This window comes from Microbacterium sp. B35-30 (genome assembly GCF_010634855.1).
Lineage (GTDB): Bacteria > Actinomycetota > Actinomycetes > Actinomycetales > Microbacteriaceae > Microbacterium.
On record NZ_MWLQ01000027.1, the window covers coordinates 54,383 to 76,987 of the forward strand.

24 protein-coding genes are annotated in these 22,605 nt (G+C 70.8%); 11 read left to right on the forward strand and 13 right to left on the reverse strand.

What is annotated here, in order from left to right; genetic code table 11:
- Positions 1 to 42: 42 nt before the first annotated feature.
- The 3 genes from B2K11_RS15395 to B2K11_RS15405 all read left to right on the forward strand — a co-directional run bounded on the left by B2K11_RS15395 (position 43) and on the right by B2K11_RS15405 (position 2,741).
- Positions 43 to 1,002, forward strand: coding sequence for a heme o synthase (locus B2K11_RS15395; protein WP_163619456.1), 960 nt, complete (start codon positions 43 to 45; stop codon positions 1,000 to 1,002).
- A gap of 86 nt (positions 1,003 to 1,088) precedes the next feature.
- Positions 1,089 to 1,442: a YciI family protein gene (locus B2K11_RS15400; RefSeq protein WP_163619458.1), complete on the forward strand. Its 354-nt coding sequence runs from the start codon at positions 1,089 to 1,091 to the stop codon at positions 1,440 to 1,442.
- A gap of 93 nt (positions 1,443 to 1,535) precedes the next feature.
- Entirely contained in the window at positions 1,536 to 2,741 is a 1,206-nt protein-coding gene (locus B2K11_RS15405; protein ID WP_239526109.1) for a DUF6596 domain-containing protein, read from the forward strand.
- 71 nt (positions 2,742 to 2,812) lie between these two features.
- Here B2K11_RS15405 and B2K11_RS15410 read toward each other — a convergent pair whose 3' ends face one another.
- On the reverse strand, positions 2,813 to 3,247 hold the full coding sequence (locus B2K11_RS15410) for a dinucleotide-utilizing enzyme (RefSeq protein ID WP_163619461.1): 435 nt from the start codon (positions 3,245 to 3,247) through the stop codon (positions 2,813 to 2,815).
- Positions 3,248 to 3,341: 94 nt separating this feature from the next.
- Positions 3,342 to 4,298, reverse strand: a complete 957-nt coding sequence (locus B2K11_RS15415; protein ID WP_163619463.1) for a COX15/CtaA family protein — start codon at positions 4,296 to 4,298, stop codon at positions 3,342 to 3,344.
- Between the two features lie 258 nt (positions 4,299 to 4,556).
- On the opposite strand from B2K11_RS15415, the gene sufB reads away from it, so the two are divergent.
- The 5 genes from sufB to B2K11_RS15440 are packed head-to-tail and all read left to right on the forward strand — an operon-like array spanning position 4,557 to position 8,638.
- The gene (sufB, locus tag B2K11_RS15420; RefSeq protein WP_163619536.1) at positions 4,557 to 5,975 is read left to right on the forward strand and encodes a Fe-S cluster assembly protein SufB; all 1,419 of its coding nucleotides are present in this window, start codon (positions 4,557 to 4,559) and stop codon (positions 5,973 to 5,975) included.
- Positions 5,976 to 7,163 carry a Fe-S cluster assembly protein SufD gene (sufD, locus tag B2K11_RS15425; RefSeq protein WP_163619465.1) on the forward strand — a complete coding sequence of 396 codons (1,188 nt, stop codon included), beginning with the start codon at positions 5,976 to 5,978 and terminating at the stop codon, positions 7,161 to 7,163.
- Positions 7,160 to 7,489 (forward strand): non-heme iron oxygenase ferredoxin subunit, encoded by a 330-nt coding sequence (locus B2K11_RS15430; protein WP_163619466.1) that lies wholly within the window; start codon positions 7,160 to 7,162, stop codon positions 7,487 to 7,489. The genes sufD and B2K11_RS15430 overlap by 4 nt, the downstream gene beginning before the upstream one ends.
- A 15-nt stretch (positions 7,490 to 7,504) precedes the next feature.
- Complete coding sequence (sufC, locus tag B2K11_RS15435; protein WP_163619468.1) at positions 7,505 to 8,299, forward strand: Fe-S cluster assembly ATPase SufC; 795 nt, start codon at positions 7,505 to 7,507, stop codon at positions 8,297 to 8,299.
- A 9-nt stretch (positions 8,300 to 8,308) separates the two neighbouring features.
- Positions 8,309 to 8,638 (forward strand): metal-sulfur cluster assembly factor, encoded by a 330-nt coding sequence (locus tag B2K11_RS15440; protein ID WP_163619470.1) that lies wholly within the window; start codon positions 8,309 to 8,311, stop codon positions 8,636 to 8,638.
- A 13-nt stretch (positions 8,639 to 8,651) separates the two neighbouring features.
- Here B2K11_RS15440 and B2K11_RS15445 read toward each other — a convergent pair whose 3' ends face one another.
- The gene (locus B2K11_RS15445; protein ID WP_163619472.1) at positions 8,652 to 9,602 is read right to left on the reverse strand and encodes an SDR family NAD(P)-dependent oxidoreductase; all 951 of its coding nucleotides are present in this window, start codon (positions 9,600 to 9,602) and stop codon (positions 8,652 to 8,654) included.
- Between the two features lie 66 nt (positions 9,603 to 9,668).
- Between B2K11_RS15445 and B2K11_RS15450 the strand changes: the two genes are divergently transcribed.
- From B2K11_RS15450 to B2K11_RS15460, 3 genes are all read left to right on the forward strand, one after another.
- On the forward strand, positions 9,669 to 10,013 hold the full coding sequence (locus tag B2K11_RS15450; RefSeq protein WP_163619474.1) for a MerR family transcriptional regulator: 345 nt from the start codon (positions 9,669 to 9,671) through the stop codon (positions 10,011 to 10,013).
- A 95-nt stretch (positions 10,014 to 10,108) separates the two neighbouring features.
- Positions 10,109 to 11,269, forward strand: coding sequence for an aminotransferase class I/II-fold pyridoxal phosphate-dependent enzyme (locus B2K11_RS15455; RefSeq protein ID WP_163619476.1), 1,161 nt, complete (start codon positions 10,109 to 10,111; stop codon positions 11,267 to 11,269).
- Complete coding sequence (locus B2K11_RS15460; RefSeq protein ID WP_163619478.1) at positions 11,266 to 12,636, forward strand: MFS transporter; 1,371 nt, start codon at positions 11,266 to 11,268, stop codon at positions 12,634 to 12,636. The genes B2K11_RS15455 and B2K11_RS15460 overlap by 4 nt, the downstream gene beginning before the upstream one ends.
- A gap of 15 nt (positions 12,637 to 12,651) precedes the next feature.
- On the opposite strand, the gene B2K11_RS15465 is transcribed toward B2K11_RS15460, so the two are convergent.
- The 10 genes from B2K11_RS15465 to B2K11_RS15510 all read right to left on the reverse strand — a co-directional run bounded on the left by B2K11_RS15465 (position 12,652) and on the right by B2K11_RS15510 (position 22,552).
- Positions 12,652 to 13,563, reverse strand: coding sequence for a siderophore-interacting protein (locus B2K11_RS15465; protein ID WP_163619480.1), 912 nt, complete (start codon positions 13,561 to 13,563; stop codon positions 12,652 to 12,654).
- A 12-nt stretch (positions 13,564 to 13,575) separates the two neighbouring features.
- A complete protein-coding gene (locus tag B2K11_RS15470; protein ID WP_163619482.1) occupies positions 13,576 to 14,418 on the reverse strand; it encodes an ABC transporter ATP-binding protein in 843 nt (280 codons plus the stop codon).
- Positions 14,415 to 15,440, reverse strand: a complete 1,026-nt coding sequence (locus B2K11_RS15475) for an iron chelate uptake ABC transporter family permease subunit (RefSeq protein ID WP_239526111.1) — start codon at positions 15,438 to 15,440, stop codon at positions 14,415 to 14,417. Before B2K11_RS15475 ends, B2K11_RS15470 begins: the two co-directional genes overlap by 4 nt.
- Before the next feature lie 50 nt (positions 15,441 to 15,490).
- Positions 15,491 to 16,537 carry an iron ABC transporter permease gene (locus B2K11_RS15480; protein WP_163619484.1) on the reverse strand — a complete coding sequence of 349 codons (1,047 nt, stop codon included), beginning with the start codon at positions 16,535 to 16,537 and terminating at the stop codon, positions 15,491 to 15,493.
- Between the two features lie 20 nt (positions 16,538 to 16,557).
- A complete protein-coding gene (locus B2K11_RS15485; protein WP_163619486.1) occupies positions 16,558 to 17,586 on the reverse strand; it encodes an iron-siderophore ABC transporter substrate-binding protein in 1,029 nt (342 codons plus the stop codon).
- Positions 17,587 to 17,760: 174 nt separating this feature from the next.
- Complete coding sequence (locus B2K11_RS15490) at positions 17,761 to 18,423, reverse strand: biotin transporter BioY (RefSeq protein WP_163619487.1); 663 nt, start codon at positions 18,421 to 18,423, stop codon at positions 17,761 to 17,763.
- 78 nt (positions 18,424 to 18,501) lie between these two features.
- Positions 18,502 to 19,848, reverse strand: coding sequence for an acyltransferase (locus tag B2K11_RS15495; protein ID WP_163619489.1), 1,347 nt, complete (start codon positions 19,846 to 19,848; stop codon positions 18,502 to 18,504).
- 96 nt (positions 19,849 to 19,944) lie between these two features.
- Positions 19,945 to 20,616: a response regulator transcription factor gene (locus tag B2K11_RS15500; protein WP_163619491.1), complete on the reverse strand. Its 672-nt coding sequence runs from the start codon at positions 20,614 to 20,616 to the stop codon at positions 19,945 to 19,947.
- Entirely contained in the window at positions 20,613 to 21,917 is a 1,305-nt protein-coding gene (locus B2K11_RS15505; RefSeq protein WP_163619493.1) for a histidine kinase, read from the reverse strand. Before B2K11_RS15505 ends, B2K11_RS15500 begins: the two co-directional genes overlap by 4 nt.
- A 26-nt stretch (positions 21,918 to 21,943) precedes the next feature.
- Positions 21,944 to 22,552 carry a VTT domain-containing protein gene (locus B2K11_RS15510; RefSeq protein WP_163619494.1) on the reverse strand — a complete coding sequence of 203 codons (609 nt, stop codon included), beginning with the start codon at positions 22,550 to 22,552 and terminating at the stop codon, positions 21,944 to 21,946.
- Positions 22,553 to 22,605: the final 53 nt, after the last annotated feature.

Here is a 22,605-nt window from a genome sequence, read left to right on the forward strand (position 1 = left end):
CCTAGACTTGGGGCGAATCTGCAGGCGGCGATTGCGGGGGTCATGGACAGCACGAAGACGGCCGGGGCTGCGGCCGTCCCCACTTCTGTGGGGACCGTCGACACACCCCGCCGGCCCCGGCAGGGCTTCGGTCGCACCGTCCGCGCCTATGTCGCGCTGATGAAGCCGCGCGTGCTCGAGTTGCTGCTCGTCACGACTGTGCCGGTGATGATCCTGGCGCAGGGCGGCTTCCCGGACGTCTGGCTCGTCGTGGCGACCGTCATCGGCGGCACGGCCAGCGCCGGCTCGGCCGCCGCGTTCAACATGTACCTCGACCGCGACATCGACGCGCATATGCAGCGCACGGTGAACCGGCCCCTCGTGACCGGTGAGGTGTCGCCCCGGGGCGCGCTGATCTTCGCGTGGTCGCTCGCGGTGTTCTCGACGGTGTGGCTCTGGCTCACCACGAACTGGCTGGCAGCGACGCTGTCGGCCGTCGCGATCTTCTTCTACGTCGTGATCTACACGATGATCCTCAAGCGCCGTACCGAGCAGAACATCGTGTGGGGCGGCATCGCCGGCTGCTTCCCCGTGGTCATCGGCTGGACGGCCGTGACGGGTTCGCTGGCGTGGCCCCCCGTCATCCTGTTCGCTCTCGTGTTCCTCTGGACGCCGCCGCACTACTGGCCGCTGTCGATGAAGTACAAGGACCAGTACGAAGGCGTCCAGGTGCCGATGCTCGGCGCGACCCGCGGGGGTTCGCAGGTCGGCCTGCAGGTCATTCTGTACGCGTGGGCCACCGTGGTGTGCTCGCTGCTGCTGATCCCCGTCGCCGGCATGGGGCTGGTGTACACGGTGTCGGCCGTGGTCTTCGGCGGCTGGTTCATCTACGAGTCGCACGTGCTCTACAACCGGGCGGTGCGAGGAACCGAGCCGCGACCGATGCGCGTGTTCCACGCCTCGATCACGTATCTGACGCTGCTCTTCGTCGCGATCGCGGTCGACCCTCTGCTGCCGTTCTGATCCGGAGCCCCCTGTCGATTGCGGCGGGGGCTCGTTCGTCGGATGGATGAGGGGCACAATGCCTCTCGACGACGAAGGAGGACGACATGGCGCAGTATCTGATCCTGATCTACGGCGACGAGGCGCAGTGGGATGCCCGCAGCGACGAAGAGAAGCGGGCTGTGGATGCCGCGCACGGCGCGTTCTGCGAACGCGGAGGCTCGGCGGTCGTCGCCTCGGGTGAACTCGAGTCGAGCCGCATGGCGACCACCCTGCGGGCCGGGGGAGAGCGGCCGCTCGTGACGGACGGCCCGTTCCTGGAGACGAAGGAGGTCCTGGGCGGGTTCTATGTCGTCGACGTGCCCGACCTGGACGCGGCGCTGGGCCTCGCGGGACTGCTGCACGAGACCACCGAGGGCCACGGCGGCGTGCAGGTGCATCCGCTGGTCGATCACTCCTGAACGATGGTGCCCACGTCTCCTCCATCCAGCGCCGGCGCGCCCGGGGGAGCCCCCGGCCGCGCGGGCCAGGGTGCGTCCCCGATCGTTCCCCCCGTGCAGGTCCGTGCCGCCCTCGCCGAAGCGCACCGCGCCGAGTGGGCGGCGGTCGTCGCGGCCACGGCGCGGCTCACCGGCGACCTGGACCTCGCCGAGGAGTGCGCGCAGGAGGCGTTCGCGAGGGCCGTCGAGGTGTGGCCGGGGCGCGGCATCCCGGATCGTCCCGGCGCCTGGCTGACGACGGTCGCCGCCAACCGCGCGAGAGACGTGCTGCGGCGGGATGCGGCGCTGCGGCGCCGGCTCCCGCTGCTCGTCCGCGAGGCTCCGACGGACGACGGCGCGTCATGGCATTCAGATGATCGGCTGCGGCTGATCTTCACCTGCTGTCACCCCGCCCTGGCGCGGGAGGCGCAGATCGCCCTCACGCTGCGGCTCGTGTGCGGCGTGTCGACCGGCGACATCGCGGCGGCCTTCCTCGTGGGGGAATCCGCGATGGCGGCACGCGTGACGCGCGCGAAGCGCAAGATCGCCACGGCGCGCATCCCGTTCCGGGTACCCGACGCGTGGGAGCTGCCGGAGCGGGTGGCAAGGGTGTGCGACGTCCTCTACCTGGTCTTCACGGTCGGGCACGCGCCGCCGTCCGGAGACGCCGTCGTGCGCGCGGACCTGGTGGAGGAGGCCATCGTGCTCACCCGCCTGCTGCACGGACTGCTGCCCGCTGATCGCTCGGTGGCGGGCCTGCTCGCCCTCATGCTCCTGATCGACGCCCGGCGCGACACACGCGACGAGCTGCTCGCCGACCAGGATCGCTCGAGGTGGGATCGGGCGCTCATCGACGAGGGGATCGCCCTGCTCTCGACGGCCTCGGCGGGAGCGGTGGACCGCTATGCGATCTCGGCGGCGATCGCCGCCGAGCATGCACAGGCGCCGACGTGGGGCGACACCGACTGGGCGAGGATCGCCGACCTCTACCGGCTGCTCGCGCAGGCCTGGCAGAGCCCCGTCGTCGCGCTCAACAGCGCGGTCGCCGTGGGCATGCGCGACGGGCCGGCGGCCGGGCTCGCCGCGGTCGAGGCCGTGGCTGACGACCCCGCGCTCGCGCACTATCCGTATCTCCCTGCGGCGCGAGCCGCGTTTCTCATGGACCTCGGCCGCTGGGGCGAGGCGGCCGACGCCTACGCCGATGCCGCCCTGCTCGTGGGGAGCGAGGCGGAGCGGCAGCGCCTGCGGGAGCAGGCGGCGAGGGCACGCTCGTCCGTCTGAGGGTGCTGCGGCGGGACCGGACACGTCGAAGCCGCAGGGAGTACGAGACTCCCTGCGGCTTCGAGGTGGTGTCAGCGCGAGGCGACGGGTGCGTCGACCTCTGCGGCGGGCTCCGCCGCGACGGCGGGCTCGGCGTCGGCTGCAGCCGGCTTGGCGCTCTGGGGTGCGGCGTCGGTGGTGACGCCCGCGGTGGTGTCGGCCTCGGCGTCCCAGTCGATGGGCTCGACGACCTCGACCGGCGCGTGCGGGCGCAGCGTCGAGAGGGCGGCGATACCGAGCGAGAGGAGGATGCCGACGATGCCGGCACCGATGAGGATGCCGCCGAGCTGGGCCATCGACTGGCCGACGTACACGTCGACACCGGTCGCGGTGCCGTCGGTCAGCGTCGACGTCATCGACGCGATCTTGTCGGTCGTGATGAACCAGCCGCCGGCGACGGTCGCCAGGGAGACGACGACGAGGCCCCAGAACGGGATGCTGCGGATGAGAGGGGGGCGGGTGGACATGTGTCGATCACTCCTCGGGATACGCGACCCGTGGTGGCCGCGGCATCCCACCCTGGCAAATGAGTCCGTGCGGCGCCAATCGGGTTGCTATGGATCAGCTGTGGACGGCCGCGGCTGCCGGCGCCTTCAGATGCATGACCACGGCGGTCATCGCCGCGACGAGTCCGACGGCGAGCACCATGTGGATGTTCACCAGCACGATCGGCAGACCCGTGCGCGCCTGCCAGAGCCCGAAGACGATCTGCACGAGCTCGATCGCGAGGAGGAGCAGCGTCCACAGGCGCAGGCGCAACGCCGGGGGAGTGCGCCACGAGCCGGCCACGAGCACCAGCGTGAGCGCGAAGGTGATGTACCCCGGCCACGCGTGGATGTGCTGCATCAGCTCGGGGTTGAGCCCGTTGCGCGCGGCGCCGCCGTCGCCCGCGTGCGGGCCGGAGCCGGTGACGAGGATGCCGACCACGACCGTGAGCAGTAAGAGGGCCGTCGTGATGTGGGTCACCACCGCGTACCAGCGGGGCACGGCGAGGACGCGCGGACCGGGCTCGGCGTACACGCGCACGACGAGCACGGTCGCCAGCGCGACCAGCAGCACCGAGGCGAAATAGTGCAGGCCCACTACGTAGGGGTTGAGGTTCGTCAGCACCGTGATGCCGCCGATGACCGCCTGCAGCGGCACGTAGAGGCCGATCAGCAGCGAGAGCCAGAAGAGGTCGCGGCGCTCACGTCGCATCCGCACGACGAACAGGAACATGATGATCGCGACCGCGACCAGCACGAAGGTCAGCAGGCGGTTGCCGAACTCGATGAAGCCGTGCACCCCCGAGACCTCGGGGACCGGGACGAACGAGTCCTCGGTGCAGCGCGGCCAGGTCTCGCAGCCCAGTCCCGAGCCGGTGAGGCGGACGAGCCCGCCGGTGCCGACGATGCCGATCTGCACCACGAGCGTTGCCCACGCGGCTGCGATCACGCGCCGGTCGACGCGATCCGGCAGCCAGCGCCAGATGCGCTGCCCGATTCCGGGGGCGTTCGTCGTGGACTGATGCGCGGACATGCGGGTGGTCGCCTCCTGGCAGAGGCTCCGGATGCCGCGCGAGACGCACGGGGCGCGTCCGCGTCGGGGTGGAACCTGTAGAATCGAGGGGTCGGTGGCGGTGCAGTTCAAGGCGCCGCGCACCACTGACAGTCTAGGCGCGATGATCGGCGCCGCTTGAGAGGGCCCGAGAAGCGGCATCCCCCCTCCGGTATCTCCACCGGAGAACACGGATGCCGGGGCGGATCACACCGCTAGGACCCGGAGGAGAACGTGACGATGTCTGATGTGCTGATCGACCGCCCGGAGCTGGACAGCCTGGGTGTCTACGAGTTCGGGTGGCATGATGCCGACGCCGCGGGTGCCGTGGCGAAGCGCGGCATCGACGAGAGCGTGGTGCGTGGCATCTCGGCGCTCAAGAACGAGCCCGAATGGATGCTGAAGACCCGGCTGAAGGGCTACCAGCTGTTCGGCCGCAAGCCGATGCCGACGTGGGGTGCAGACCTCAGCGACATCGACTTCGACAACATCAAGTACTTCGTGCGCTCCACCGAGAAGCAGGCGCAGTCGTGGGAGGACCTCCCCGAGGACATCCGCAACACGTACGAGAAGCTCGGCATCCCGGAGGCCGAGCGTCAGCGCCTGGTGGCCGGCGTCGCCGCCCAGTACGAGTCCGAGGTCGTGTACCACCAGATCCGCGAGGATCTCGAGGCGCAGGGCGTCATCTTCATGGACACCGACACCGCGCTGCGCGAGCACCCCGAGTTCTTCGAGGAGTACTTCGGCACCGTCATCCCGGCCGGTGACAACAAGTTCGCCGCTCTCAACACCGCGGTGTGGTCGGGCGGCTCGTTCGTGTACGTGCCGCCGGGCGTGCACGTCGAGATCCCGCTGCAGGCGTACTTCCGCATCAACACCGAGAACATGGGCCAGTTCGAGCGGACGCTCATCATCGCCGACGAGGGCTCGTACGTGCACTACATCGAGGGCTGCACCGCCCCGATCTACAAGAGCGACTCCCTGCACTCGGCCGTCGTCGAGATCATCGTGAAGAAGAACGCCCGCGTTCGGTACACGACGATCCAGAACTGGTCGAACAACGTCTACAACCTCGTCACCAAGCGCGCCATCGCCCACGAGGGCGCGACGATGGAGTGGATCGACGGCAACATCGGGTCCAAGGTCACGATGAAGTACCCGTCGATCTTCCTGGTCGGCGAGCACGCCAAGGGCGAGACCCTCTCGGTCGCCTTCGCAGGCCCGGGACAGCACCAGGACGCCGGCGCGAAGATGATCCACATGGCGCCCTACACGCAGTCATCGATCGTCTCGAAGTCGATCGCCCGCGGTGGTGGCCGCGCCGGCTACCGCGGCGAGGTCCGTGTGGACGCCAACGCGCACCACTCCGCCAACACGGTCCGCTGCGACGCCCTGCTGGTCGACACCATCTCGCGCTCCGACACGTACCCCGCGATCGACATCCGGGTGGACGACGTGCAGCTCGGCCACGAGGCCACGGTCTCGAAGGTCAGCGAGGAGCAGCTCTTCTACCTGATGAGCCGCGGCATGCCCGAGGACGAAGCCATGGCCATGATCGTGCGCGGCTTCATCGAGCCGATCGCGCGTGAGCTGCCCATGGAGTACGCGCTCGAACTCAACAAGCTCATCGAGATGGGCATGGAAGGATCCGTCGGCTAGATGAGCCCCACCACTGAGGCCCCCACCATTCCCGGCGCGAAGGGCCACACCGACGGTGCCGGCGCGTTCGTGCCGGTTCAGACCCGCTCCGAGCGTCCCTGGTCGTTCGACCCCGCGGACTTCGAGGTGCCCACCGGCCGCGAGGTCAACTGGAAGCACACGCCGATCGCCAAGGTCCAGCCGCTGTTCGCGGACGAGGCCGGGCCCCACGGCATCATCCAGGTCGAGGTGGACGCCCCGGCCGGTCTGGTGCAGGAGCGCCTGACGGTCGGCACCGCGCCCCGCGGCGAGGTCTTCCGTCCCGAGGACCTGCCGAGCGCGATCGCCTGGAGGCAGGAGACCGAGGCGCCGCTGCTGCGCATCCCCGCCGGCGCCGAGTACACCGAGCCGATCGTGGTGTCGCTGACCGGCACCGGTGGCCTGGCGCACGCGCACGTCGTCGTCGAGGCGCAGGCGAACTCGCACGCCACCGTGGTCTTCCGCCACAGCGGCACCGCCCACCACGCGCAGAACGTCGAGATCATCGTGCGCGAGGGCGCACACCTCGAGCTCGTGACCGTGCAGCGGTGGGACGACGACGCCGTGCACGTGGCGTCGCACCAGGCCCGCGTCGAGCGCGACGCGACCCTTCGTCATGTCGTCGTCAGCTTCGGCGGCGGTGTCGTGCGCGTCAACCCGACGGTGGAGCTCGCCGGCACCGGCTCGCGCGCCGAGCTCTACGGCCTCAGCTACGCCGACTCGGGTCAGCACCTCGAGAGCCAGGTGTACCTGCACCACAAGGGCGCCGAGACCTCCGGCGACGTGCTCTACAAGAGCGCGCTGCAGGGCGCGGCGGCGCGCACCGTGTGGATCGGCGACGTCCTCATCGGATCGGATGCCGTGGGCACCGACTCGTACGAGGCCAACCGCAACCTCGTCCTGACCGAAGGCGCGCGTGCCGAGTCGATCCCGAACCTCGAGATCGAGACCGGCGACATCCGCGGCGCAGGCCACGCGAGCGCCACCGGGCGCTTCGACGACGAGCAGCTGTTCTACCTGCAGGCGCGCGGCATCGCCGAGGACGAGGCACGACGCCTCGTCGTGCTCGGCTTCCTCGCCGAGATCGTGCAGAAGATCGGTGTCGCAGACCTCGAGGCGGAGCTGTTCGCCGCGATCGAGGAAGAACTCGCCAAGGAGGCCGGCCGATGACCGCGCAGCGCGTGTGCGCCCTCAGCGACCTCGTCCAGGACGAGGCCCGCCGGGTCGAGGTGGACGGCGTCGCGATCGCCCTCGTGCTGGACTCCAGCGGCGAGGTGCACGCCATCGGCGACGTCTGCACCCACGGCGACATCTCGCTGTCGGAGGGCTTCGTCGACGGCGAGTCGCTCGAATGCTGGGCCCACGGCTCGGCGTTCTCGCTGCGCACCGGCAAGCCCCTCAATCTCCCCGCGTACGAGCCGGTCCCCGTGTTCGCGGTCACCGTCGACGGCGATGACGTGCTCGTCGACGCGACCGTCACGCTCGAAGTGAACTGAAGAAGGTACTGAAGAATGTCTGTTCTCGAGATCCGCGACCTCCATGTGACGGTCGAGACGGATGCCGGCACCACGCCGATCCTCAACGGTCTGTCGCTCACGATCCGCACGGGTGAGACCCACGCGATCATGGGCCCCAACGGCTCCGGCAAGTCGACGCTCGCCTACACGATCGCCGGTCACCCCAAGTACACCGTCACGAGCGGCACGATCACGCTCGACGGCGAGGACGTCCTGGCGATGTCCGTGGACGAGCGTGCGCGTGCCGGCCTGTTCCTGGCGATGCAGTACCCGGTCGAGATCCCGGGCGTCACCGTCACGAACTTCCTTCGCACCGCGAAGACCGCGATCGACGGCGAGGCGCCCTCGATCCGCACGTGGACCAAGGACGTCAAGGCGTCCATGAAGAACCTGCGCATGGACCCCAAGTTCGCTCAGCGCAACGTCAACGAGGGCTTCTCGGGCGGCGAGAAGAAGCGCCACGAGATCCTCCAGCTCGAGCTGCTGCGTCCGCAGATCGCCGTGCTCGACGAGACCGACTCGGGTCTCGACGTCGACGCGCTGAAGATCGTGTCGGAGGGCGTGAACCGCGCCAAGGCCGACAACGACCTCGGGGTGCTGCTCATCACGCACTACACCCGCATCCTGCGCTACATCCACCCCGACTTCGTGCACGTCATGGTGCAGGGGCGCATCGTCGAGGAGGGCGGCCCCGAGCTGGCCGACCGCCTCGAGGACGAGGGCTACGACCGCTTCCTGCCCGCGGGCGAAGAAGAGCCGGCCGGGGCCCCCGTCGCCGGCGAAGCGTAGGATCGACCTATGACGGCGACCCTCACTTCCGAGAAGTACGACGAGGTGACCGAGGCTCTCAAGGACGTCATGGACCCGGAGCTCGGGATCAACGTCGTCGACCTCGGCCTCATCTACGACCTCGCCTGGGACGACGAGAACGACGCGCTGGTCATCCACATGACCCTCACGTCGGCCGGCTGCCCGCTCACCGACGTGCTCGAGGAGCAGACCGCGCAGGCGCTGGACGACGTCGTCGAACGGTTCCGCATCAACTGGGTGTGGATGCCGCCGTGGGGCCCGGAGCGCATCACCGACGACGGGCGCGACATGATGCGCGCGCTCGGCTTCGCGATCTGACGCACAGCGACATCTACTCCTCGAGGTAGCGCCGCCCGGTCAGCGCCATGGACGCGTTCCACAGCGCGACGGCTGCACGCGCGTCGGTGGCCACCGGGGCGAACGGCACGCCCGCGACGTCAGGCCGGGTCCTCGAACCGACCGGGCCCCAGAACAGGTCAGGCGTCACGTTCGCGGCAGTGGCGGCGGCGAGGATGGCTGCATCGGCAGGTTCCGGCTCACGGCCGATTGCACGGGCCAGCAGCGCGGTGACGGCGCGGGTCGTCGCTGACGGGTACGTCCCGTGCAGCGGCGTCCTCGCCATGCCGGGGTGGGCGGCGAAGCTGCGGATGCTGCTCTCCGCCCGGCGGAGCCGGCGCTCGACCTCCGCCGCGAACATCGTGTTCGCGAGCTTCGCGCGGATGTATCCGCGCCCGGGCGAGTATCCCGCGGCGTCCCCCAGCCGGTCGAGGTCGAGCGCACCTCGCGTGTAGAGCGCCGAGGAGACCGTCACGACGCGCGGATCCTGGCCCGCACCGAGCTGATCGAGCAGCTGACCGGTGAGGGCGAAGTGACCGAGGTGGTTGGTGGCGAACTGGCTCTCGACGCCTTCGCGGCTGGTGCGGAAAGGCACGCTGCTGCTCGCGGCGTTCAGCACGAGCAGATCCACCGCTGCGGCGCCGGCGACGCGTCCGAACCCATCGACGGAATCGAGGTCGAACAGATCCAGGCGTGCGATCGTCACCCGGTCATCGGAGAGCCCGAGGTCGTTGAGGAGACTCCGGCGCACCTCAGCGGCGCGCTCGACATCGCGCGCTCCGACGACCACCGTGGCACCCCAGGCGGCGAAGGCCCGCGTCGTGACGAGGCCGAGGCCGCTCGTGCCGCCGGTGACGACGGCTCGACGGCCGCTCAGATCCGGCTGGCTGAGCGGTGCGGTGAGGCGGGTGCGCGAGGGCGATGCGGGGCGTGATGTCGTCGTCATGTCGGCAGGCTAGAGTCTGACATCAGCGTCAGGGTCAAGCCGGGCATCAGGATACGAGGAGGGGTCGTGCAGATCGGAGAGCTGAGCAGTCGGACCGGAGCGAGCGTCCGGTCGCTGCGTTACTACGAACAGCAAGGGCTGCTGACGTCGGACCGATTGCCCAACGGCTACCGCGTGTACCCCGAGAACTCGGTCGCGATGGTGGACACCATTCGCTCCCTCCTCGACATCGGCCTTCCGACCGCGCTGATCGCGGGTGTGCTGCCCTGTACCGTCGGAGAACGCTCGGAAGCGGCATGCCCGGCACTGCTCGAGCAGATCGAGGCGCTGCGCGCCGATGTCCGCACGCGCGCCGAGCGGCTCACGACGATCGAGAAGTCGCTCACCTCGTATCTCCTCGCCAACGCCTGACGACGGCCCCGCTCGTACCGGGACCGTCGGCACCGTCGTTTCGTACGGTGACACGCGGGCGGCGCCACGTCACCATGGCTCGATAGGGTCGGACGGTGAGCGTCACCCCCCTGCAAGCACTGCCCCTCGACGAGCTGCGCCAGCGCACGAGCACGAAGTGGCGGAAGTACGGGGAGGACGTGCTGCCGTTCTTCGTGGCCGAGACGGACTACGCGCTGGCTCCCGAGATCACACGGGTACTGACGCGCGCGGTGCAGCTCGGCGACACCGGCTACACGCCGCCCGACCCCGGCGTCCGCGAGGCCTTCGCCGGGTTCGCCGAGCGTCGCTGGGGGTGGAACGTCGATCCGTCCCACGTGTTCTGGACCGGCGACGTCATGATGGGCGTCGTCGAGGTTCTCCGCAAGGTCATCGAGCCCGGTGACCGGGTCGTGGTCATGCCTCCCGTGTACCCGCCGTTCTACGACACTGTGGAAGAGGCTGGCGGCGTCGTCGAGCGCGTGCCGCTCGCGGCGAGCGACGTCGGCTGGGAGATCGACCTCCTCGGTGTCGAGGCGGCCCTCGCGGGTGGCGCGCGCGCCGTGCTGCTGTGCAACCCGCACAACCCGACGGGCACCGTGCACACGCCCGAGAGCCTGGCGGCGCTCGCGGATATCGCCGAGGGGTTCGGTGCGACGGTGATCAGCGACGAGATCCACGGACCGCTGACCCATGCGCCGACGGCCTTCACGCCGTTCCTCAACGCCTCGGAGGCGGCGCGGCGGGTCGGCTACGCGGTGACCAGCGCGAGCAAGACGTTCAATCTCGCCGGCCTGAAGTGCGCGGTGATGGTCGCCGGCGGCGACCATCAGCGCGCGGCGCTGCGCTCCCTGCCGTGGGAGGTGGAGTGGCGCACCGGCCTGTTCGGCGCGCTCTCGAACGTCGCGGCGTATTCGCCCGAAAGCGACGAATGGCTGGAGAGCCTGCTGGCCGCCCTCGATCACAACCGCCTGCTCCTCGCCGAGCTCCTCGCCGAGCACCTGCCGCTCGCACGCTACCTGCCACCCGACGCCGGCTTCCTGGCGTGGGTCGACCTGTCGGCGTACGGCTGGGGCGACAACCCGGCGGTGAAGGTGCTGCGCGACGCCAAGGTGGCGCTGCACCACGGGCCTCTCTTCGGCACCGAGGGCACGGGGCACGTCCGCATCAACTTCGGCTGCGCGCCCGAGCTGCTCCGCGAGGCGGTGGAGCGCATCGGCGCCCTGGCGCGATCGTGACCACCGCGTCCCAGCCCGCAACCGGCATCTGGCAGGGCCGGTTCGTCTGGGTGACGGTTGGCGCCGTCGCCCTCATCTTCCTCGCGGCCATCCAGTCGCTCGCGGTGACCACCGTGATGCCGGTGGTGAGCGCCGACCTCGACGGAGAGCGCCTCTACGCCGTGGCCTTCGCGGGAACGCTCGCCACGAGCGTCATCGGCATGGTCGCCGTCGGCGCGTGGTGCGATCGCGGCGGCGTGCTGGCACCGCTGAGCACCGCGGTGGTGCTGTTCGTGGCAGGGCTGCTCATCTCGGGTCTCGCCCTCTCGATGCCGACGCTCGTCGTGGGGCGCCTGGTGCAGGGGCTCGGCACCGGAGGACAGACGGTGGCGCTGTACGTGGTGGTCGCCCGCGTGTACCCGAGCGCCTTGCACGGCCGCGTCTTCGCCGCTTTCTCGGCCGCCTGGGTGGTGCCTTCGCTCATCGGCCCGTTCCTGGCGGGAGCCGTCGCGGAGTTCCTGCATTGGAGGTGGGTCTTCCTCGGTGTCGCCGCGCTGACCGTCGTCGCATTCGCGATGGTGGTGGCGCGCCTTCACGGTCTCCCGCTCCATACCGATGAGCCCGCGACCTCGCGCGTCGCGCCGCGGCTGGCGTGCGCGGTGGCGGTCGCCGTCGGAGCCTTGGGTCTCAGCCTCGCGGGCGAACTGGGAGCGTGGGCCTGGGCGGCGGTGGCGGCATCCGTCGTCGTCATCGGGCTGGCTTCGCGGCCGTTGCTGCCCCGCGGCACGCTCATCGCCGCGCGCGGCCTGCCGAGTGTCGTGCTGATGCGTGGGCTGATCGCCGGCGCGCTGTTCGGCGCCGAGATCTACGTGCCGTACCTGCTCATCGACGAGTACGCGTTCTCACCGACGTGGGCCGGGCTCGGCCTCACCGCCGCGGCGTTGGCCTGGGCCGCCGCCGCAGACGTGCAGGGCAGGTTCGGCGACCGCATCGGCAACACCCGCATCACGCTGATCGGCATCGCGCTGCTCGTGGCCTCGCTGGTGGTCGCCGCGACCACGGCGCTGCTGGGGCTGCATCCGGCCGTGCTGATCGCGGGATGGGGGCTCGCCGGCGGCGGCATGGGTCTGATGTACCCGCGGCTGACCGTGCTGACCCTCGCCTACTCCACGCCGAAGAACCAGGGCTTCAACTCGTCGGCGCTGTCGATCTCGGACGCCGTCGGCTCCGCGTCGTCGATCGCGGTCATGGGGCTCGTCTTCACCGCACTGGTGGGGACGGATGCCGGATTCCCGGCCGTCTTCGCCATCGCCGTGGTGCTCGCGCTCGCGGCGCTCGTGCCGGGGCTCCGCCTCGGCCACGCCCACGAGGCGGCGCCGCGGGTCTGAGCATCCGTGCCGCGCTCAGGTGTTCTCGGCGCGGCCGAGGCGCCAGTAGCCCATGAAGGCGACGGCGCGACGGTCCACGCCGCGCTCGGACACGAGGTGGCGACGCAGAGCCTTGATCGCCCCCGCCTCGCCCGCCAGCCACGCGTACACCCGCGCGCTCTTGAGGGCGGCTCCGCCCTTGGCCGTGCGCGGCACCTCCCACAGGATGTCGGTGTCGATGTCGACCTCTTCGACCTCGGAGCCCGTGCCGGCGGGTGCCAGCCGGGCTGCGGCATCCGTCACCGACTCGACCAGGTGGGCGTGACGATCGCCGTCCCCGCGCGCCCCGATCCGATAGTCGAAGCCGGGGTGCTGCGGCAGGTACGCGGCGTCGTCGGCGTGCGGAAGCTCGACGGCGACCACCCCGCGCGCGTCGGCCGGGAGCTGCTCGAGGATCGCGGCGATGGCGGGTGCGGCCGTCTCGTCGCCGGCGAGCAGGATGGCGTCGACGCGCGCCGGCGGGACGAAGTCGATGCCGAAGCTCACGCCGCTGTGTGCGGCCGTCGGTGCGAAGATCAGCACCTCGTCGTCGACACGGGCGCGGGCGATCCAGTCGGATGCCGGGCCGATCACGTCGTGAGAGACCATGTCGACATCGACCTCGTTGAGGTGGTTGCGGACGTAGCGGGTCGTGTAGGTGCGGAACGGCAGGCGCCGGTCGTCGGGGAGGTCGCGCCACTGCGCGTACCAGTCGTCGCCCGTCGGCATCGCGTCGAGGCCGAGAGTGCGCGTGGGGAAGACGATCTTGACGCGCTGATCGAGCCCGGGGTCGCCGTAGTCGCCGAGGTCGTCGCCGCCGAAGGTGAAGCGGCGGAAGCTCGGCGTCACATCGGCGATCGCCGTCACGCGGGCGCGGAAGAAGCGGTAGGGCACATCGGCTTCAGGCAATGGGGACTCCAGTCAGGATGAGGCGGTGACGCCGAAGGATGCCGCGGGCTGTGCGGCAGAGACGTGGTGGCGGCCGCGGGGAAGGACGATCGGCGAGCCGGATACCGGATCGGGCACGACGAGGGCGTCGAGGTCGAACACCTCGCGGATAAGCTCGCTCGTCATGACGTCACCGGGCGCGCCGTTCGCGACGATCCGCCCGGCGCGCAGCGCGAACAGGTGGTCGGAATAGCGCGCGGCGAGATTCATGTCGTGCAGCACCATCACGATCGTGGTGCCGCGTTCGCGGTTGAGGTCGGTGAGCAGGTCGAGCACCTCCACCTGGTGCGCGACGTCGAGGAACGTGGTCGGCTCGTCGAGCAGCAGGATGTCGGTCTCCTGCGCGAGCGCCATCGCGATCCAGGCGCGCTGACGCTGGCCGCCCGACAGTTCGTCGACCGAGCGGTCGGCGAGATCCTCGATGCCGGTGGCGGCGAGGGCCCCCGCGACCACTTCGTAGTCGTGGGCGCTCCACCGTGCGAGCAGCTTCTGATGAGGATGGCGTCCGCGACCGACGAGATCGGCGACCGCGATGCCCTCGGGCGCCACCGGGCTCTGCGGCAGCAGGCCGAGCGTCCGCGCGATCTCCTTCGTGGGGCGGCCGTGCAGCGCCTTGCCGTCGAGGACGACCTGACCCGCGCGCGGCGAGATCAGACGGGCGAGCGCGCGCAGCAGCGTGGACTTGCCGCATCCGTTCGCTCCGACGATCGCGGTGATGCTCCCGGGCGGGATCGCGAGGTCGAGGTCCTCGACGATGGTGCGGTCGCCGTAGGACAGCGTCAGGGCTTCGGCAGACAGGCTGTGTGAAGCGGTCATAGCGAGCCTCCCGCTCGATTCGTCTTGATGAGGAGGTAGATGAGGAAGGGCGCGCCGAGCACGCCGGTGACCACGCCGACCGGGTAGCGGCTGTCGAACGCGAACTGGCCCAGAAGATCGGCCAGCTGCACCAGCAGGGCCCCGACGAGGGCGGACGGCAGCAGCAGCGACCCGCCGGGCCCGACGATGCGCGCCGCGATCGGACCCGCCATGAAGGCGACGAACGCGATCGGCCCGGTGGCGGCGGTCGCGAAGGCCAGCAGAGCGACGGCCGCGACGATCGTGATCACCCGTGTGCTCTGCAGGCGTACCCCGAGGCTGGCGGCCGCGTCGTCGCCGAGGCGCATCACGTTCAGGTCGCGTCCCCTCGACAGCAGCGCCGGCACGAGGAAGAGGCTCGCCAGCGCGAGCGGCAGGACCGCCGACCACGTGGCCCCGTTGAGGCTGCCGGTGAGCCACCGCATGGCGGCCTGCAGGTCGTAGGACGCCGCCTTCGAGAGGACGTACGTCACGACGGCGTCGAGCATGGCGGCCACGCCGATGCCGATGAGGATCAGCCGGGTGCCGGCGAAGCCGCCCTTGTTGGAGAGCAGATAGATCGCCAGGGCTGTGAGCAGGCCGCCTGCGACCGCGAGGATCGAGACGGCGGTGTCGTTCAGCGACAGGATGACGATGCCGAACACGGCGGCCGCACTCGCGCCGGCGGTGATGCCGATGATGTCGGGCGACGCGAGCGGGTTGCGCAGCATCGTCTGGAAGGTGACGCCGGCGATGCCGAAGGCGGCTCCCGCGAGGATCGCCAGCACCGCCCGGGGCAGGCGCAGTTCGCCGACCGTGAAGGAGGCGCCGGGAACCGTCTCTCCGAGGATGACGCGCACGACGTCGTCGAGGCCGTAGAACGTCTTCCCGATCATCAGCGATGCCGCGAAGACGAGCACCATGCCCACGGCGAGCGCGACCGTCACCGCCGTGCGTCGCCGCGCACGGCGCCGACGGCCGGTGATGACGGCCTGCGTCGCCACGGGGGAGAGGGTGTGTGTGCTCGCAGGCCTGGTGCTCGCTGTCTGAGCGCTCACAGCTCCCTCACCTTCTGCCGACGCACGATCCAGATGAAGAACGGAGCGCCGATGAGCGCCGTCAGGATGCCGACCTCGATCTCGTCGGGCCGGGCGATGACGCGGCCGACGACGTCGGCGGCGACCAGCAGCGCGGCTCCCGCCACGGCCGAGAAGGGCAGCAGCCAGCGATGGTCGGTGCCGACGAGCAGGCGGCAGAGGTGCGGGATGATCAGCCCGACGAACGCGATGGGGCCGGCGATGGCGGTCGCGGCGCCGCAGAGGATGACCGCGCCGGCCGCCGCGATCAGGCGCGTGCGCATCACGTGCTCGCCGAGGCCCGTCGCGACATCGTCGCCGAGCGCGAGGGAGTTCATGCCGCGGCCGCATGCGATGGTGATGACGGCGCCGATGACGAGCACCGGGAGGATGGTGGCGATGCGATCCCAGGTGGCGCCGCCGACGCCCCCGATCTGCCAGAACCGGAAGGTCTCGAGCAGATCGACGCGGGGGAGCAGCACCGCGCTCACGAGCGACATGAAAGCGGCCGACGTCGCCGCGCCGGCCAGCGCCAGCTTGAGCGGCGTCGCGCCGCCCCGGCCCAGGGAGCCGACCGTGTACACGAAGACCGCGGCGCCGCCCGCGCCGATGATGGATGCGGCGATGAACGCGTACGGGTCGGACATGCCGAAGAAGGCGATGCCGATGACCACGGCCAGCGCCGCCCCGCCCGAGATGCCCAGGATGCCGGGATCGGCGAGCGGATTGCGGGTGACGGCCTGCATGGCGGCGCCAGACATCGCGAGTGCCGCGCCCACGGCGATGGCGAGCACCGTACGCGGCAGCCGTGCCACCACCGCGGCCTGGGCGACGCCGCTCGTGTCGCCGGCGAGACCGGCGATGATGTCGCCCAGTCCGACATCGCGGACGCCGAATGCCACCGAGGCGACGCACAGCGCCGCGAGCACCACCAGGCACACCGCGAGCCACGCCAGCCGCACCGCCGCCGGACGCCGCAGGGCTGCGGCATCCGGCGCCGGCGCGGAGGTCTCGATGACGGCCACCGATCAGACTCCGGGGTGGATCAGCCGAGCGCGCCGGCGAGCAGCGCGAAGTACTCGTCGATGCCCCAGCCGATCGAGAGAGGCGACGGGTTGGCCGAGGCCGCGAGCGGGGTCGACTCCTCGAGGATCGCGATGCGGCCGTCGGCGATGGCGGGGATCTGCGAGAGCAGCGGGTCGGCCTGGAGCTGCGGGATGATCGATCCGCTTGCATCGCCGTAGGTGACGAAGACGTCGACGTCGGCGAAGCGGTCGGCCTGCTCGGCACTCACCGTCGTGTAGAAGGCCACGCCGTCCGACTCCTCGCCCACCACGGTCGGCACCGGGAACCCGAGGCTCTCGAGGAAGCCGGGGCGCGTGTCGGTGCTCGTGTAGAAGCCGACCTGGCTGAAGTCCGACGGGTCGATGTACGAGAAGAGCACGCGCGACTCCGCCAGCTCCGGGTAGTTCGCCAGCGCGGCGTCGACCTCGCCGTGCAGTTCCTCGATGAGGGCGTCGCCTTCCTCCGCCAGGCCCAGCGCCTGCGAGTTCAGGCGGATCATGTCCTCATACGACGTGCCCCACGCGGCGCCGGGGTAGGCCACGACCGGCGCGATCTTCGAGAGGGTGTCGTACTCCTCCTGCGTGAGGCCGGAGTTGGAGGCGAGGATGACGTCGGGCTGCGTGTCGGCGACGGCCTCGAAGTCGATGCCGTCGGTCTCGTCGAAGAGCACCGGCGTCTCGGCGTCGAGCTCCTCGAGCTTGTCCTCGACCCACGGCAGCACGCCGTCGGCATCGTCGTCGCCCCACGTCACCTCTGCCATGCCGACGGGGACGATGCCGAGCGCGAGGGGCACCTCCTGGTTCGACCACGCCACCGTCGCCACGCGCTCGGGCTTCGCCTCGATCACGGTCTCGCCGAGGGCGTGCTCGATCGTGACGGGGAAGCCATCGCCCGACGAGGATCCCGTCGTGGTGGCGTCGTCGTCGGCGGCCGCACCGGCGCACCCGACAAGGGTGAGCGCGGCGATGGCGAGCATCGCGGTGGCAGCGACGGGGCGGTTAAGGCGCACGGAATCCTCCGGAAGATTTTAGGTAAGGATGCCCTTATTCGGGCGCAGTAAGGCCAACCTTACCCAGCCGTTTTCCAGAATGCCAATCCGATCCGACACACCGCTCGCAGACGACAGCCCCGGCCGATACGGCCGGGGCTGTCGATCACGGATGCCTCGTGAGGCGGCATCCGCTCACTCCTTGGTCTTGTCCGCCTTGCGCACGAGAGCCCAGGCGCCGGGGATGATGGCTGCGGCGAGTGCAGCCTTCACCAGTCCGCCCACGATGAACGGCAGCAGGCCGGCCCCCAGCAGAGCGGAGAACGAGTAGTCGAGGCCCATCACGACGTTCAGGATGAACGCCATGTACGGGATGCCGAAGAGGAACGGCACGGCGCTGGCGGCGGCGAAGCCGAGGAACGCGAGCCCAGGGCGGCGATCCCATGCCCGCTCGGCGAACCAGCCGGCGACGAACGCCGAGAAGATGAAGCCGATCACGAAGCCGAAGCTCGGCTTGCCCACCGCGGCGAGGGTGCCCGTGAAGCCGGCGAAGACCGGGAGTCCCGCGAGGCCGACGAGCATGTAGGTGGTGAGCGCCGCCGCTCCGCGCCAGGCGCCGAGGGCGGCGCCGACGACGATCACGCCGAGCGTCTGACCCGTGATGGGGACCGGCCAGAGCGGGATCTCCACCTGGGCGAGGAGGGCCACGATGGTCGCGCCGGCGATCACGAGACCGGCGTCGAGGGCGAACGCGCGAACGCGCGAGGAGGGGCGGGCGATGACGTCGGCGAGCACGCGACGGGTCCCCGCGGGAATCAGGGGGGCGGAGGGGGTCGGGGCGGCGGCGATGGATGACATGGCACTCAGCCTAGGGGGCGTCGGAGAGGGGTACTTGGACGCCGTCCACCAATGATCGGGCGATCCGCTGTCCGCGTTCTACGACAGCGGTGACGCGCCGTCGAGGCGCGGGACGCCGTGTGACCGATCATGCAGTGCGACGCGGGGCACGCCCACCACCGGCCCGCGGGCAGTCCCCAGGGCCACGCCCAGCAGCGCGACGGCGATCGCGGCGGTGACGACGGAGGTGCCTGCGACCAGCAGCATCGCGACCGCCGCCGTGCCCGCGACGGCGGCCATCCCCACCCGCCAGGCGGCACGCGCGGGCGCCGGTGCCGGCAGCGCCTCGATCGGAGCGAGCCGCCGCGCGACGAGAGCGGTGACGACGAGCGCCACCGCCAGCCACAGCGGCCGGGTGAGCCACCACGAAGGACTGTCCAGAGCGGGCAGCGGCATCCCGGTCATCATCGCGCCCGCGGCGCTCAGCCCCGCCAGGCACAGCAGCACCGGCATGTGCCAGAGGTACACCGTCATCGCGCGGGGGGTTACGAACTCGGTCAGCGCGGACGGCAGGCGCCGCGCGGCGAGCCGACCCAGCGGGCGGCGGAACAGCGACAGCAGGGTCGTGTGCGCGACACCGACCAGCAGCAGCGCCGTCGTGGGCGGGTTGATGTTGGCGACCAGATCGGGGGAGTGGATGCCGCTGGTGAACGAGAGCACGAGAGCCGCCACCGCTCCGGCGAGCCAGAGCACGCGTGCGCGGCGCGACAGGGCGTCGATCCGACCATCGGCGAGGAAGAACCCGAGCTGCTGCATCGCCAGCCACACGAACGCGAGGTTGAGGAAGCCGAGCGCCTCGACTCCCGTCGTGATGCGAGCGATATCGACGACGGCGGCCGCGGCGGCGAGCGCCGCGATGCTGCGCAGCGGCGCAACCTCGTGGAGGCGCAGCAATGCGGGGAGCAGCGCCTGGCAGATCAGGAAGACGCCGAGGAACCACAGCGGCTGCGCGAACCGGAAGCCGGCCAGTGTCACGAGGTCGGAAGGCGCCCCCGCCGCAGCGAGGAGTGCCAGCATCGCTCCGGCCGCGCCGATCGTGACGAGCGCCGGAAGGAGCAGACGGTGGATGCGGCCGGCGACGAAGCCGACGCCGTCGACGCCGCGCGTGCGGGCCCGGCGGAAGGCGGTGGCACCCGAGAATCCGCCGATCACGAAGAACAGCGGCATGACCTGCAGCGCCCAGCTGAGCGGCACGACCCACGCGGTGCCGTCGCTGGCGTTGACGAACGACGGGCCGGCATCGGTCACAGTGACGCCGACCATCATCGCGTGCAGCACCACCACCGCGCTGATGCACAGGGCGCGGACCAGATCGACGGCGCGGTCTCTGCCCGCAGGGATGGTCGGGGTGACCGCGGCGGCGGCGGTGGGGCGGACGATGGTCATGAGGCCTCCTCGGGGGTGCGTCCCGGAAGGCTATGGAGACGGCGACCCCGAGGGCATCGCTCCGTGGTGCTGTTGTCGTCTCCCCCCGTGGGGTGATCAGGAGGCGGGCTCGACCAGCCCCGCGTCGTAGGCGAAGATGACGGCCTGCACGCGGTCACGGGCGCCGAGCTTGGCGAGGACCTTGCCGACGTGGGTCTTCACGGTCTGCTCCGAGATGAACAGCTCCGCGGCGATCTCGGCGTTCGCGCGGCCCCGGCCGATGAGCGTGAGCACCTCGCGCTCGCGTTCGGTGAGCTCTCGGAGTGTCGCGGTCGCGCGGCCGGCACGCGGCCGGCGCGCGGCGAAGTGCTCGATCATGCGGCGGGTGACGCTCGGCGCCAGCAGCGCATCGCCCGCGGCGACGACGCGCACTGCGTGCACGAGGTCCTCCGGCAGTGCGTCCTTGAGAAGGAAGCCGCTCGCGCCGGCTTCGAGCGCGTCGTAGACGTAGTCGTCGATGTCGAACGTGGTGAGCATGAGGATGCGCGGCACGCGAGCGGCGGGATACGTCGGGCCCAGGATGCGGCGGGTCGCGGCGATGCCGTCGAGCTCCGGCATCCGCACGTCCATCAGTACGACGTCGGGGTCCAGCCGCGCCGACAGCGAGACGGCCTCGGCGCCGTCGGCCGCTTGGCCGACCACGCGGATGTCCTCCTGCGCGTCGAGCAAGGCGGCGAAGCCGGCTCGCACCATCGCCTGGTCGTCGGCGATGAGCACGGTGATCGTCACTGCAGGCCTCCTCGGGCGGAGTCGATGGGGCCGATGGCCGTGGGGTCGCCGGCGGGGGAGTCGATCACCGGTCCGGTGAGGGGGAGGACCGCACGGACGGTCCAGCCGCCGTCGTCGTCGCGCGCGGCACTGACAGTCCCGCCGACGAGTGCGGCGCGTTCGCGCATGCCCAGTAGGCCGTGCCCGCGCTGCGGCGGAAGGCCTGAGGCGGTCTCAGCGGCTTCAGGCGGATCGTTGCGGACCACGACGCGGACGGCCGCGGCATCCGCCTGCATCGAGAGCAGGATCCTCGTGTGCGGGGCGTGGCGCACCGCGTTGCTCAGCGCCTCCTGCACGATGCGGAAGGCGGCGATGTCGACCGCGCCCGGCACGCCTTCCGGCGAAGGCGCGAGGTCGGCGTCGATCTCGGCACCTGCGCGGCGCAGGGCCCGGACGAGATCCGGGATGTCGCGCAGCCCCTGTTGCGGGGCGAGGTCGGCCTGCTGATCCTCGGTGCGCAGCACGCCGAGCAGTCGTCGCATCTCGGTCAGGCCCTCACGCGCCGCCTGAGCGATCTCGTCGAACTCGTGCCGCGCCTCGTCGGAGAGCCCCGGCACGCGGTAGCGCGCGGTCGACGCCTGAACCTGGATGAGCGACATCCCGTGCGCCACGACGTCGTGCAGTTCCCGCGCGATGCGGGTGCGCTCCTCGACCAGCACCCGCCGGGACTGCTCGATCGCGCTGAGCTCCCTTTCGCGAGTGAGCTCGGCCCCGACCCGCAGCCGGCTCGCCACCAGCACCGCGACCAGGAGCGCGGCACCGGATACGGAGGTCACGATCACGAGGTTCACGATCCCCGCGACCACGGGCACGGTGCCCGACCATGCGATGACCACGATCAGCGTGCCCGCGATGGCCAGCAGCCACGCGGCGAGCGCAAGACGCCAGCCGTGCACGATCGCGAGCACGCCGACGAAGACGATGAGCACCAGCATCGCCGGGACCGACCACGGCCACGGCCAGACGGCGGCACCGGCTTCGGCGACGGGAAGCGGCAGCGCGACCGCCGACACGATGAACAGCGCGATCGACCACCGCGGGAGACGCACCGCCAAGAGGGGAGCCGCGCAGAGCATCGCCCCGAACAGGAACGCGAGGGGTGCCGGCTGCAGGTAGAGGGTGATGTGAACCGGCACGAGCACCGAGAAGAGCGCGACCAGCGTCAGCGCGAGAGCACCGAACGCGAACGTCCGCGGGTTCAGCCGTCGGCCGGTGCCCGGAGCGGGCGGAGCAGGCGGTGCGGGCGGGGGAGTGTCGTGCACGGTGTCATCCTGTCAGCCGTCGGCCGTCAGACGGATGCCGCGACACGGCGCGTGCGCAGGGCGACCACGCGATCGACGGCCAGCCCGATCGCGAGGGCGAGGAGGATGCCGAACCCGGCGCTCAGGAGCGGCTGGTCCTTCAGCCATGCCCCGGCCAGCAGGCCGATCGCGATGCTGTACGCCGACCAGCACAGGCCCGCCGCCACGGTCAGGGGGGCGAACCGCCGCCACGGATAGTGCAGCGCACCGGCCGACAGATTGACCGCCACCCGCCCGACAGGGATGAAGCGGGCGCCGAGGATGAGGCCGGCGCCGCGCCGCTCCAATGCCGCGCCCGCCCATGCGAACGCCCCCGCCACCCGGGCGCGCCGCATCCACGCGAACCTGGTGGTGCCGGTGCGTCTTCCGATGGCGAACGCGATGTTGTCGCCGACCACGGCTCCGGCAGCGGCGACGACACCCAGCAGTGCCAGATCGGGTCCGCCGGTGGATGCCGTCACCGCCGCTGCCGCCACCAGCACGGTCTCGCTGGGCACCGGTGGGAAGAAGCCGTCGATGACCGCCACGACGAACATGGCGAGGTACAGCCATGGCGACGAGACGGCGTGCAGAACGAGGTCGGTGATGAGATCCACTCCCGCAAGCTATGCGGCGGGTGCGGGGCGAGGCATCCCTCTGCGGTATCGAC